Origin of the sequence: Ohtaekwangia sp., assembly GCF_036786105.1 — a bacterium.
In the GTDB taxonomy this organism is placed as follows: Bacteria; Bacteroidota; Bacteroidia; order Cytophagales; family Cyclobacteriaceae; genus Ohtaekwangia.
Genome location: NZ_DAIQRQ010000030.1, coordinates 1 through 14362 on the forward strand (window position 1 = coordinate 1; position 14362 = coordinate 14362).

Annotated in this window: 6 protein-coding genes; 3 read left to right on the plus strand and 3 right to left on the minus strand. The window is 45.0% G+C overall.

Features of this window, described 5'->3' with window-relative positions:
* The coding region (locus V7Q33_RS13410) for a glycoside hydrolase family 44 protein (RefSeq protein WP_333820159.1) at positions 1–1373 on the minus strand (1373 nt) is incomplete at its 3' end.
* A 1021-nt stretch (positions 1374–2394) separates the two neighbouring features.
* Complete coding sequence (locus V7Q33_RS13415; RefSeq protein WP_333820160.1) at positions 2395–3405, minus strand: AraC family transcriptional regulator; 1011 nt, start codon at positions 3403–3405, stop codon at positions 2395–2397.
* 34 nt (positions 3406–3439) lie between these two features.
* Between V7Q33_RS13415 and V7Q33_RS13420 the strand changes: the two genes are divergently transcribed.
* Positions 3440–4459 (plus strand): zinc-dependent alcohol dehydrogenase family protein, encoded by a 1020-nt coding sequence (locus V7Q33_RS13420; RefSeq protein ID WP_333820161.1) that lies wholly within the window; start codon positions 3440–3442, stop codon positions 4457–4459.
* A 414-nt stretch (positions 4460–4873) separates the two neighbouring features.
* A complete protein-coding gene (locus V7Q33_RS13425) occupies positions 4874–6580 on the plus strand; it encodes a GAF domain-containing protein (RefSeq protein WP_331983350.1) in 1707 nt (568 codons plus the stop codon).
* 106 nt (positions 6581–6686) lie between these two features.
* Here V7Q33_RS13425 and V7Q33_RS13430 read toward each other — a convergent pair whose 3' ends face one another.
* Positions 6687–9734 carry a T9SS type A sorting domain-containing protein gene (locus tag V7Q33_RS13430; protein WP_333820162.1) on the minus strand — a complete coding sequence of 1016 codons (3048 nt, stop codon included), beginning with the start codon at positions 9732–9734 and terminating at the stop codon, positions 6687–6689.
* 575 nt (positions 9735–10309) lie between these two features.
* Between V7Q33_RS13430 and V7Q33_RS13435 the strand changes: the two genes are divergently transcribed.
* Positions 10310–14338 carry a hybrid sensor histidine kinase/response regulator transcription factor gene (locus V7Q33_RS13435; RefSeq protein ID WP_333820163.1) on the plus strand — a complete coding sequence of 1343 codons (4029 nt, stop codon included), beginning with the start codon at positions 10310–10312 and terminating at the stop codon, positions 14336–14338.
* The last annotated feature ends 24 nt before the right edge of the window (positions 14339–14362 follow it).

Sequence of the window (14362 nt, forward strand, 5' to 3'; positions counted from 1 at the left end):
GCGTTTTCATTTATAGAAGAATAGGCAGACACTGTATTTTCAAGCGAAGAGGTGCTGGATACACTATATTTCTTTGCATTCTTGCTAAAGAGGTGCAAAGTTTCCCACATACCGATAGACCAGTTCCAAGGTGAAAAAATTTCAACTCCGTTATTGGCAAACGTACCCAGGTGCGAGGCATAAATTACAGATTCAAGACTTGGGTTGCTGCTGGACATAGTACCCCATTCACTCAACCCGGTAGTAATGCCATGGTTTGCTCCAAAGTGCTTTGTTAACCAGCCCTCTATGCGTTTGAAAATATACTGCTTTGTTAGTGAGTTATCCCATCCGCCAGTGCTCTTTTTAATACCGTTTGAGCCTGGATAGTCATATGTTTCATCATAATAAATCCGGTGTCCCTGCAGGGCTGCAGCATCATCGTTATTATAAGAAGGATAGTTGTGAATATCTACCACATCAACAAGCTTAACACCGGTCGCTTTATATTCATCGGCAAGACGCTTTATAAAATATTCGATCCAGGGATAATACGTGCCGTCAACGTAAATGCTTTCATTTGACCAGTTGTACCATTGCCATTCAGCGGTTGCAACCGGTCCTAAAAGCTTGATGCCCGGATATAATGCCTTTGCTTTCTTCGCTAATTCTATATAGCGATCCATAAATGCAGAAGCTGCTATTTGCGTTGGCATTGCATAGTCATGTGTACCGTTCCATATGTCCACCTCGTTGTCCATATTCCAGTACACGAACTTGTTTTTGTTAAGTCCTATACCATTTGATCCAAACCAGTGATTAAGAATTGCCACTGACGAATCTGCCGGCCATGGTTGTGTAAATAAATTAATATTTCCTTCTACCAGTGCTTTGCCTCCGCCATTTGGATCGGGTTTACCGCCACCGGCTAAATTCTGCCATACGCCAGACCAATACTGGGCATGATTGAAAGACCAGTCATCGAAGTTGTTATCTCTGTTGGATGCCACTCTGCCTAGTAATTGAAAGGCAAACATGCCCTGCATGTTGGAAAAGTTATTATTAATATTTTGGGCTATTGCATCCCAATCTACAGAACCAACATTGTTGTACCAATCCGGGTGAACGGTAATTTTTTTTCGCCAGTTATAACCGGTTGCATTATTACCGCTATTTGAGCGCGCGAAGCGCAATCCTGCATCCTTATAAAATTGCGTAGTATGGCTATTATCAAAAGATTCATTTTTCCCATAGATGTATGGAGAAATGAGGCGTTTGTTTTGAGTGGCGTCAACTGTTACCGTAACAGCTTGAGCAAATACTGCATTGGTTGCAAAGAATAACAAGGCCCATATCAGGCAAATTCCAGCATCATTAAGTATCAATTTTTTCATTTCTTAAACATTTAAGTTGTGACTATCATTGACTATATAAATCTGTGTTGGTCGTCTGTAACGATTCACTAAGCAGATCACAACGGTGCCTTACATTTTTATGCAGGCGGAATGTTTTGCTAACGAGGAGATGTCATTTGATTCTTAAGGGACAAGGAGGTTTTTCGGGATATGAACCTTCATGCGGAGTGCTGCCGTATAAAAAGATGATTGTGGCAGCAACCGATAAACAATGGTTAATGTGTTGCATAGTTTGAATTTAAATGTGCCCAAAAATAAAGGCTGTCAAAAACGCTGGCGGTACTTCAAAATCTCAGATTAGTTTATCGAAAATTTCAACCGCCATTGTTTTTCGAAAGGAATTATTTAAATCGTTTGCATAGCTATTTTTCACAACCATTCAATAAGGGAACCAATTTCCATCACCGGATTTTGGCTATTTACCGCCGACAAAATTCTGTGAACGATTTTCCCAGAAGCGGACTAAACGGGAGACTCTATCATTTCAGGCTGTACCAATAAGAAGACAGGTTATCGAATATTCACAACTGGCTGCTTTGCCACCTTAAATTCTTCAGTAAACGATTACCTGGCGATGATTCACGTAATGAAATACTGTTCGATTGCACAATAACAGGTGCACGGAATCTCCACCTGGTATATATAGTGTATATATATAGTTTTACGATGTTGAGCCGAATTACTTTTGTAGAGTTCAGGTTCGAACGATCTTGGTCAGTCCAAATCGGGATCCTTGAAATTATTAAAATTAAGGATGTGATGACCAGGATTTCTTCGAACACAAAAAGCCAGAATCTTAAAAGATTTCTGGCTGCGTTAGGCATAGCTTTCTCTCTGTTAACATTAGTTTTATCGCTATTGTCGAAGGATGCAATAAATGACTCAATATCGCTTTAGTATAAAGCACTCCTTTACCTGCTCTTTTTGGAATTAGTCGTCCCTGTATTTCGTATAGGCGTAGGGTTGGCAATGTTACCCTTAGCCCGCGGACGAAAATCAGTTAGCGCGCCACGCGTTCGAAGTCTCTCATTTTTTGAGGCGGATGGCCATGCCATTTTTTGAAGCTGTGGATAAACGCCGCCGGTTCGGAGTAGCCCAGCACTGAAGCAATGTCGGTGATGGAGAAGCGGTCGTGGAGCATCAGCAGGTTGCTGATGTCACGCTTCAGGTCATCGGTTATCTGGCGGAAGGTAGTGTTTTCGGCCACGAGGCGGCGTTGAAAGGTGCGCGCGTTCAGGTTAAAAAATCCAGCCAATGTTTCAAGCGCTGGCAGGCGTGGCTTGGCCATGCGCAGCGCCGTGAGTTTCACCTTGCTGCCAAACGATGGTTGCGCCTCCATGCTTTCGATGAGCGCCAGGTATTCGGGAATGAGCAGGTCAAGGCCCCACCGGGTATTGTCCTGCATGGCAGCTTTAAGCAGGGTTTGGTTGAATTTTATTTCGAACGTGGTCCCCTTCTTCCATTCAGGCGGATAGTCGCTCGTATGGTGGGGCGATGATAATTTCACGTTGATGTCTTCACCCGAGATGATGGCGATCTCGCGGGCCATCACTGTTAAAATGGTTTCCAGAATATAGCGTGTGATGGTTTCATGGCCCGGTGGCAGACTAATGGAAGTTGTGGCCGTGCGCCCGGCGGTGGCGTTGTGTATGGTGAGGTTAGGGAATGTTTTTCGAAGATAGGATTGACAATAATGTAGGGCCTCCTCATTGGTGGTGGCCTTTAGCGAGATGCGATAGATGGCCCCCAACGTATTCAGGTTTAGGCATTGGCCCACGTGAATGCCCAGCAATGGATCGTTTAGCGTCAACGACAGGTGCTGTACCACGGCATAGAAATCAGCCAGGCTCACCTTGGCATTGGCATCGGCAAAGTCGGGAGGCGATTTCATGACCTTTCTTAATTCGCGCACAGGTATACCGCGCAGTTGGCCGTAGTCTACAAAACAACTGAGGTGTTTGGCCAGGATTTTCATTTTGTCGTAAAATATCAATTGAGGCCCGTGAGGCAAAGATACCTTTGTTGCATCAACAAAAACAAACCTGATGAAAGCGTATCACCTCGAATCGTTTGGCAGCATCAACGGCATCCGTCTGCGCGAACAAGCCATCCCTGCCCTGCAAGCGCACGATGTTCTGGTCAAGATCAAAGCCGCGTCTATCAACCGGCGCGATCAGTATATTCTTCACCAAACTTATCCTTTGCCCGCCCGGGCAGACATCATTCCCTTAAGCGATGGTGCAGGAGAAGTTGTGGCCGTAGGGAAAGATGTGACGCGCTTTGCTGTGGGCGATCGCGTGATGGGAAATTATTTCGTTCGCTGGCGCGCTGGCCGCATCGGCATGGATATCATGGATCAGTTGGGCTGTACACGCGATGGCATGCTGGCAGAGTATGCCGTGCTTCACGAAGATTCGGTCGTGCAGGTTCCGGCCCATCTCAGCTATGCAGAAGCGTCTACCTTGCCCTGCTCGGCGCTCACTGCATGGTCGGCGTTGACCAACGTGCGCGCGGGCGACACCGTGCTCACCATCGGCAGTGGTGGCGTGTCGGTGTTTGTTATTCAATTTGCAAAGACGTTGGGCGCCAAAGTGTTTGTTCTCACCTCGCGCGAGGAGAAAATAGAAAAGCTGAAGGCCTTGGGTGCCGATCATGTGTTGAACTACAAAACAAACAGCACGTGGAGCAAAGCCATACTGGAGCTAACGCACGGCACCGGCGTGAACCTCGTGGTGGAAACCGGGGGCATCGACACCGTGGCACAAAGCGTGCAGGCCGTGGCTATGGGCGGGGAGATTGCGTTGCTCAGTCCTGCCACCACCCTGGGCAAAGTTGATGTGGTTGACGCACGGGCCATTCTCACACCGTTGTTTGTTCGTTGCATCACACTGCAACCGCGGTTTGTAGGCAGTCGTCTTGCATTTGAAGCGATGAACCGCGCCATCGAACAACACAACCTGCATCCCCTCATTGCGAAAACATTTTCATTTGACGCTGCACGGGATGCTTATCATTATCTGGCAGCAGGAGAGGTGATGGGAAAAATTGTGATCGCGATGGAATAGGATGCTAATGTTTCTACACAAATAACTTATGAGAACAATATGCACAGCTCAAGTAAGAAGCACAGATGATCGCCAGGGTGCGCATCACTTCATCCGACAATCAACGTTTTCCTATGTGCTTGGTATTAAAGAATATATGCTAAAGCAATGTAGTGATTTGAAATATAGTATATACCTGAACTTAAACTTTTGTTATTTCTTGAGTTTTGGATCTTCCATCTAAACCTGAATAAGGGGTAATTTAGCAGGTCAGGTATACTTAAAAAATATTCAGTCGCATTCGTTTTCATAACTTCGTTAATTAGTAAATTTCTAAAAGTAGCCTGTCTTATTTATATATAATTCTATAGTATAAAATGAAAAAAAGTTTCGTGTTATTATTACTACACCTGAAACCAACCAATTTTTTGTTCAATGCTGTACAAGCGATTTCTTAAACGCCAATCTCCATCGCCAAACCTGTGTGAAGAAGTTAAGTATCTGAAAAGTAAACTCGACATTGCTACTACATGTTTAGAGCAAATTTCCACTGGAAATTTTAATTTCGATTTCAAACACGGTATTGAAGGAAACAACAAGGGCACGAGCAGGTTCGACAAGATCCTAATTAGCGTTTCCGAGGAGCTTCGTCGATATGCAGCAAAGGACGAGCAAAGCAGATGGGCTGCAGAGGGCCTGTCGAAGTTTATGAATTTATTGAAAGGCGATACACTTTCACAAAAAAACTTTTACGACAAGGTTCTCTCATTTCTTGTGCATTATTTACAAGCAAATCAAGGTGGTCTTTTCATTCTGAACAGCGATGATTCGTCCGATCGATTCCTGGAGCTAAGAGCATGTTATGCCTATTCTAGAAAGCGGCATCTACAAAAGCGTGTCGATATTGGTCAAGGTATTCTGGGGCAAGTTTTTTTAGAAAAAGAAACCGCCGTTTTTACAGATATTCCTCCTGATTACATTCACATTACTTCAGGGTTGGGTGAGGCAACACCACGATACTTGCTACTGGTGCCACTGAAGTATAATGATGAAGTTCTGGGAGTGCTCGAAATAGCTTCGTTTCGGGAGCTCAAGACTTACCAAATTCATTTAGTCGAGAAGATAATGGAGAACCTTGCATCGGTCTCCGTTAATATGCGGAACGCACGTATGGTGGATCAACTGCTACAGGAAGCAGAAGTAAGAGCAAACACCTTGCAAGAGAGCGAAGAAAATTTAAAGCGGAATTTGGAAGAGTTGCGCGCCATGCAAGAGGAGATGGTGCGCAGTCAAGCCGAGCTGGCCAGACAAAGCAATCTTATGAAATTCATCATTGACAATATACCGTTTCCGATTTTTGTAAAAGATGAACACAGTCGTTACACACTCGTCAATCGTTCAGAAGCCAGACTCTTGAATTTGAGAGATAAAGACATTGTAGGAAAAGATGATCGTCATTTCATAACAGATCCTCGTGAGTTATCATTGATTAAAGAATCGGACGAAAAAGTTCTAAACTCCGATGAACCTTTGGAACTGCCGATGCAGTCTTTCACCACATCAGACGGTGAGCAACATACTTTTAAGACGACAAAGATACCTTTCATAAATGATGTGACAGGTAAAAAGAATATACTTGGTGTCTCAATAGATGTAACCGAGAAGCGTCAACTTGAAAGCAGTTTATACCAGGAACGTTTGGTTAGCAGTCGATATGCATTACTTGATCTTGTCGGAAGGCAGCGAATGCTTTCACAAAAGATCGGCCTGTATTGTCTGGCCCTTGGCAGAGGTAAGAGGCAATACGTTTTCAGACTCGAGGAAGCCATCACCCTTCATGAACATTCATTGCAGGTAATAGAGTTTGGAGGAGTGCCACTGGGATTGTCAACAAGTCACCCCATATCTCCTGCCGAGGATAGTTTACACCCTGATATCTCAGCTATTAAAGAAATCTGGCTTGAGTATAAATTTGCGGCAAATCAAATTATAGCATTGAGTAGTGTGTCTCCTATACCGGCAGACATAGAACAATATTTGTGTTTTATAGAAGAACACAGTGAAACCCTTCAATCGGCAAATGATTCTTTAATGAAGGCGTGTATTTCGGTTAATGAGGGAGAGAGATTGGAAGCTTTCTGAACGCTTCAACAGGCATAATTTTGTGAGCTTGACGGGCAACCTGAAGCGGCTATAAAAAAAATCGCAGTGCTCAAGCACTGCGATTTTGAATGTATCATTTTTTAGTCTACTGCTTAATAACCTTTAGCGTCCGGTTTCTCGCGCCTTCATTTGCCCTGATCAGATAGAAACCTGCAGGAAGATGGCCCAGATCAAGTGTATGCGAGGTGCCCGATGCTTTTTCCGACATGAGAACAGATCCTGATGCATTGATGACCTTGATTGACGCGGCTTTCATTTCAGCCGGCAGGGTTATCGTTATGCGATCTGTTACCGGGTTGGGATACGCGGCGAATGACTCCTCTTGCACGGATTGTTCCGTTGCAGCGATCCGCGCACTGGAAGCGGTTGTAAAGCTAATATAGCCATTGCAGTTTAGCCATTCACTGTTTGACCCGCCACAGGTATTGTTCATCCATACTCCCGTGTTTGTAGCCTGGTTTTCTGCCTGGTAGGTAGTTCCTGCAATCGTGACGTAGTCAATCTGAACGTCTCTTGCACCATTATCGTTCGTGAAATAAACCGAAACAGTACCGTTACCTGTTGCCGAATAATTTTGATAGGCTGTGGTCAGCGTCCAGGTGGCAAGGGTGGAATTGTTAACGCGAAGCTCGATGGTTTCACTGCCTTGTGTACCGCGTGCGCGCACAACAATTGATGCTGTAACGGTTACAGTGAATGTTTGTGTGCTACGGCAGCCGTTGGCATTTGTATAGGTGGCTACATAGTTTCCTGCCTGTGCGCTTTGAATATTGCTGATCGTAACTTCTCTTGTCGTTGCAGAGAAATTGTTCGGGCCAGACCATGACCATGATCCCCCTGTTACGGGCTGTGGTCCAAATTTTACCGAACCTCCCTGTGCAAGCGTAGCAGTGGCACTTTGTTGCCAGTTACCTCCATTGATCTGCACGTAAGGAGTAATGGTAGTAGGTGTGCAGGTAGCAGGTTCCCAGTAAAGCAGACCTCTGCCTCCGCCGGCACTCATATATACTCTTCCGTCAACATTCATATCGCCAACAAGTAATGGCGCGCCTGCAAATTCATGTGCATCATCATTCAGCCTGAGCCATGTTGCTCCCTGGTCTGTAGATCTGAAAAGACCAGTGACGCCTGATACAGTTCCCCAAATGAAAATTGTAGGATAGCTGGCTCCGGCTATTGTCTTTCCTATCCCAACCGTTTTACAATATGTTACGTTGGCAACAGCCGTAAAAGTCGCACCAGCATTGGTAGAATATTTTAATCCATTGTTTCCAAGTGGCACCCATATATGACCTTCCAGGCCAGGAGCCGTGCGGACCAACGTTGCTTCCCAGGGATAATTTGCCGTTGTTGAACCGGGTGTACCGGCAACAGAAAAACTCACGCCTTTATTGGTGCTCTTGAGCATCTGTCCATTGGTTGGATTGTAGATATAAAAAACATTGGCGTTTACCCTGTCGGCTACAGGAATGGCATCTCCCAAGGAAACACCGGAGCAGCTTGACCAGTTTGTTCCGTTGTTCGTAGTATAGTAAGTCGTTGAAGAGCCTCCCGGGCAGTGCAGGATCGTACCCCCGTCTGCACTGATAGCAACCCTTCCATTTTTACCCATATTCGTGGCTGCTCCTGTCCATGATGAACCCTTATCGTTGGAATAGTAAACAACGCTTCCATCGTTGGAAGCTCGTACTACTCTGTTTGTATTGGTTGCGGCATAGTCAATGCTCTGGTTATTGCCGTCTGAAGGAGAAAGTTTTTTTGACGGATAGGAAGTCAGCGGCTCATGCACGAAGCCTGTCACGTCACCAAAAGAAGAGATAACCGGACCACCGGGAATGCTTGTTACATCGAGCAATGCTGTTTCTTCAATTCCGATCACATCATATTTCCAGGAAGGATTGGCGGCTGTAATATCCGGGCAAGTATATACTCCACCTCCGCCAATTACCCGCACTTTCGAAAGATTGGACTGGTCGAACTCGATACAATCCATCCAGTTAACCGCACCCCCGCTTGACCATCCTATGCCGTTAGCATCGTAGGTGGCATTTGTTCCGTTTTTAAGCGTCCAGGTTGATCCTCCATCGGTAGTAAGGAAAATAAAGTCGCCCCAGCCTGTACCAAACTGGTTGTTCCAATACATACCACAGGAAGAAACTATCACCCTGTTAACATTGGTTGGGTCTATACTTACCCCTCCATACGGATAATCCTTCGAACTAGCGGGTGTAACGTTTGTCCATGCACCGCTGGCCGTATTGAGCTTATATAACTTTCCATCTCCATTAGTGGATTGCGGACCCGCATTATCCGAGTAGGTAACATACATGGTAGTTCCCTGCAATGCAGCCCGGTGTGGCATAAAACTGGTGGTGGCGGTAATGTCTGTAAATGTGTTCCCTCCATCGGTGCTTTTATAAACATTGCCGCTTCCGGTGCGGGAAACACCAATGTAAATGGTTTGACTGGCTCCGTTTACTGTATTGCTGGCAGGGTCAAACAAAACAAAGCATATCCCGTTGCCATTAGCTGTGGTCGTTACACCGCTCCAGGCAAGATTCCAGGTAACGCCCGCATCTGTACTTTTCCATAAGCCATTGGCGCGCGTTCCGCAGAATAATATGTTACTGTTTTTGGGGTCTACTGCCAAACGTTCTCCGTTACCTCGTCCATCGCCATTTCCATGTGCTTTGAATTTGGAGGTAACATCCGTGTACGTGAAAGTATTTCCTTTGTCGGTAGACTTCAATATGGCCGTTCTTCCGCCGTTGATGTATGAGGTACCGCAAAGCATATACACATTATTCGCATTTTGCGGATCAAGTGCCAACGCCTCTACGCCAATAAATCCATTTTCCGACTCATTAAGCCAGTCGAGCAGTTGAATCCACTTGTTGTTCGTGGCATCCCAGCGGTAGGCCCCGCCTACATCCGTGCGGCAGTACCTGTCGCCCGATGTTTTGTGGGTAACGATTCCAGTCACAAATCCACCGCCACCAACGGGGGCGTTATTCCACTTGTAAGTCTGTGCAAGTGACTGAAAGGAAATCAAAAGAAAAGTAACCAGAACTTGAAAGTGTAGCCCCCTTAAGTTTGCATGCTTTTGGAAGCGTGGAGTCAGGCTTTTGTTCATAATACATAAGGTTTAAGTGAAGAAAATGTCCCGATCTCATTTTTCCGGGTGGGGTCAGTTCCGGGTCGAAATCGTTTTCGAAAATTATGATCTTTGTCCTGAAAAGAGGGGGATAAGCAAGCCCGAAAACCTACATAAGAAATCCACCGCGATTATAATTAGTCCAAAAGAAGTGTATAAAAAGTGGTGCAATAACGATTGCAAACCGATATTTATACTTTTCCAAGTCTTGAGATTACCATCGATGACGGAGATTGTGTACAGGTAAATTGTCTCATACTGCAATCCGTTGCCGAGTGGTAGCTGTTAGTTTGGTTGGATAACCGTTGGATGGGAAATACTGGGTTATGGAAAATGGATTAAACGACAATGCCGGGCTAGTTTCTATTCGCCGGTTTTTTCGCGCGACCGTTGCAAACGAGTTGAGATTACCCCATTTACAGTGCTTTTTTAACGATGGAACATTTGAACGGGGGTATAGCATGAGATTGTCAACGCTTCTTTTTGTCGCAGTTTTATTGATCTGCAGGAGTACCCTGGTATGTGGACAGGATTACAGGTTTACACACATCAATATGTCCCATGGACTTTCGCACAATCGTGTTACGAGTGTTTACAAAGACAAGACAGGCTTTTTATGGATTGCTACAATTGCAGGACTGAATCGTTTTGATGGCAGCACCATTAAGGTTTATCGGCATGATCTGGATGACTCCACCTCACTTCTTCACGATGATATTCGGGGGCTTTTTGAAAGCCCTGACGGAAGAATGTGCGTAGTCACCGCATCAGGTGTTTGTTTTTATAACCCCCATGACGAAACATTTTCGTCTGGGCCGTTGCAGCTCCAAACTTCATTTGGATTACCGTCCGAAAATTTGAATAAGATTATAAAAGACAATGATGGGAATTACTGGTTCCTGCTTCGTGATTCGGGCGTTGTGTATTATGATACTGAAAGAAAGCGTACTATACATCTGAGGCACAATCCCAAGGATAATACTGCAATATCGTCCAATGCTGTCACGGCTGTTGCTCAGCATCCGGACAAATCCTACTGGCTGTTTCATTCAAACGGGATACTTGAAAAGCTTGTACGAACTAAATCCGGCTTCCGGGTTGCCGGCCGCAAGCGTACCTTCGAAAAAGTAAAAGACAGCAATAGCGCTTATCTATCGGGCAATATTCTGATCGACAGCGATGGCGACCTTTGGATTTATATTGCTAACCGCCCTTTTGGAGCTCTCTTTTTCGATTTGAAGACTCAAAAGTTCATGCATATTCAGGCAAAGTCTGCCGGGCCAAAGCTGACTAATGATTTTGTTTCCGCCATCATACAGGATAATAAAGGAATGATTTGGATATCTACAGATCACGGAGGGATCAATGTAATTGACAAAAACACGTTCAGCATTCGCAATATTCAGAACCATCCTGAGAATGAAAGTAGTCTTTCCCTCAACAGCATCACTACAATGATGAAAGACGATGAAGGCATCATCTGGGTGGGCACATTTAAGAACGGAATAAGTTACTATCATGAGAGCATCAGGCGTTTTCCATTATACAACCGGTATTCTGAGCCCTATGGTCTGCCGTATGAGGACGTCAACCGTATAGTTGAAGATGACCTCGGTAATTTATGGATTGGTACGAACGGGGGAGGACTGGTGTATTTCAACCGGCAGAATGGAAAATTCACAACCTATCGTCATAATCCTTTAAACCCGAACAGTCTGAGTAGTGACATCATTGTTAGTCTTTGCATGGATCATCAGAAAAAACTTTGGATTGGGACGTTTTTCGGTGGCCTTGACTGCTTTGACGGAAAGAATTTTACGCGATACAAAAACGATCCGGCAAATCCCAAAAGCCTTTCGGGAAGCAGTGTATGGGGAATCATGGAAGATTCACAGAAACGCCTTTGGATCGGCACGCTTGACGGGGGCTTGAGTATATTCGATCGCGAAACAAAAGTCTTTCACCGCTTCAACGAACACGATGATCCGATCTCGTATGCCCCCTATATATCAGCGCTGACTGAAGATACCGATGGGAATATTTGGGTGGGCTCATCAGACGGCCTATATAGGTTAAAAAAGTCCGCCCAAAAATTTGTCCACTATTACGCAGAAAAAAGCAATCGCTCAACGCTGATTGACAACAGTGTTCTGTGCATATACCAGGATTCGAAGCATAGAGTATGGGTTGGAACACTGGGAGGGTTAAGCCTTTTTGACAAGGCTACGGAAACCTTCCGGACTTTTACCCGAAAAGATGGACTCCCGCACAATGCAGTGATTTCGATACTGGACGATTCCACTGGAAGCCTTTGGCTCGCCACACCCAATGGGCTTAGTCACTTGACGATCACAGACTCCGCTTCCTTTGGTTTGAAAATTCGTAATTATTCAGACTCTGATGGACTGCAGGGCAAACAGTTCAATGAGAGGGCTGCACTGCGAACACGGGCAGGTGAATTGATTTTTGCGGGAACCCATGGTTTTAATATTTTCCGCCCGGCAGAAATTGAACAGAGTGAACGAAAGCCCAAGGTAATCTTAACCGATTTTCAATTGTTCAATAAGCGAGTGCGCCCGTTGGAAAACATAGATGGGCAAGTAATTTTGAACAAGTCTGTAACGGAGCAGCCATCCATCGTACTGCCTTCAGACAAGAATGTTTTTTCAGTCGAGTTTGCTGTCCTGGATTTTATTCAGCCGGAAAACAATATATGCAGATATAAGCTGGAAGGTTTTAATGAGCAGTGGCTGCCGGCAGACAACAGGTCGCACAGTGTCACCTTTACTAACCTGGATGCCGGGGAGTATATATTTCGTGTGACGACCGCAAATAATGATGGAATATGGAATGAAGAAGGCGCCTCCCTGAGAATAAAAGTGCTTCCTCCGTTCTGGAAAAGCAGCACAGCATTCGTGCTCTATGTGCTGGCCGTTGCCATGTTATTGTTTGCAATTCACTGGATCATCCGGGAGCGCGAAAGGATGAAGTATGCTGTAAAGCAGGAGAGAGAACAGACGCTTCGAGCCCGTGAGTTAGACAACATGAAAACAAACTTCTTTACAAACATAAGTCACGAATTCAGAACGCCTCTTAGCCTCATTCTTTCACCACTTGAAACAATGATTAAACAAACGCGCGATGATGACCAACGGCGGTATTTTGAACTTATGCAGAGAAACGGCAAACGTCTTTTGAACCTCGTTAATCAGCTCCTTGATTTCCGAAAGCTCGAGGCCTGCGACATTAAATTGCAGGCAACACCTGGAGATATCGTTGCCTTCATTCACGATACCGTTTGGTCTTTTTCCGATCTGTCTGAAAAGAAAGGTATACGGCTGCATTTTAATTCTCCCATTACCTCATTCCAAACCGTTTTTGATCACGATAAACTTGAGAAGATACTCTTTAACCTCTTGTCAAACGCGTTTAAGTTCACGTTGGCACAAGGTGAAGTATTTGTATCGCTGAATTTCCCGGAAGCAGACCAAAAGAAATACCTGGAGATAAATGTAAAGGATACAGGAATCGGTATATCCGCCGAAAAAAAGGAACGAATATTTGAACGCTTTTTTCAAAGCGACCTCCCTCGAACATTGACGAATCAAGGCAGCGGAATAGGGTTGTCGATAACAAAGGAATTTGTTCGTATACACGGAGGAACAATTCATGTTGAGAGTGAACCGGGCAACGGTTCATGCTTTATCGTAAAGCTTCCCCTGGAGCAAATAAGTCACCAGCCTGAACTTATTCCGGTAGAAGAAACTGTTGCCGGGCCGATGGACAGGAGTGAGGCCTGGGATTGGACGGTGTCCACCGGGAAACCTGTGGTGCTGGTAGTGGAGGATAATGATGATTCCCGTTTCTATCTCAAGGATAACCTGAAACGTGAGTATGCTATTGTTGAGGCGAGCTCGGGCGAGCAAGCATGGAATAAAATACTCTCAAACCCACCCGATATTGTAGTAAGCGACATTATGATGCCTGGCATAAGCGGGGTTGAACTTTGTGCTAAGCTAAAGGCTCACGAGAAATTCGGAGATATTCCAATTGTCTTATTAACCGCGCGCACAGAGGATGCAGATCGCCTGGAAGGAATCGAAAGCGGGGCCGATGACTATATCGAGAAGCCTTTTAATTTCCAAATTCTTGAATCGAGGATACGCAAACTTATTGCGCAGCGCGAGCATTTAAAGAGCGCGCTAATAAAGAAATTAGGTATACACATTACCGAACTTAACGTCACATCCCATGACGAACAGTTTCTCCAAAAAATTGTAAAAGCGATTGAAAAGAATGTGTCAAACCCGCAGCTGAGTGTAGAATATTTATGCCATGAACTCGGGGTAGGGCGTTCCAGATTCTTTAAGAGAGTATATGCTCTTACAGGTAAATCACCGATGGAATTTACCCGCCATATCAGACTGCAACACGCTGCGCAGCTCCTGGAAAAAAGTCAGCTTTCAGTTTCACAGGTTGCCTATCAGGTGGGCTTTAATAACCCAAGGTACTTCGCGAAATATTTCAAGGAAATTTACCAGGTACTTCCATCGGAATATGCAAGTAACAAAAGGAGAAGCTGATTGATAAATGCAGGCAATCAAAAG

What these genes read in the sequence shown, in the direction of transcription:
- V7Q33_RS13420 (WP_333820161.1), top strand. Translation starts at nt 3,440, where the DNA reads ATGAAAGCGTATCACCTCGAATCGTTTGGCAGCATCAACGGCATCCGT.
- V7Q33_RS13425 (WP_331983350.1), top strand. Translation starts at nt 4,874, where the DNA reads ATGCTGTACAAGCGATTTCTTAAACGCCAATCTCCATCGCCAAACCTG.
- V7Q33_RS13430 (WP_333820162.1), bottom strand. Translation starts at nt 9,734, where the DNA reads ATGAACAAAAGCCTGACTCCACGCTTCCAAAAGCATGCAAACTTAAGG.
- V7Q33_RS13435 (WP_333820163.1), top strand. Translation starts at nt 10,310, where the DNA reads ATGTCCCATGGACTTTCGCACAATCGTGTTACGAGTGTTTACAAAGAC.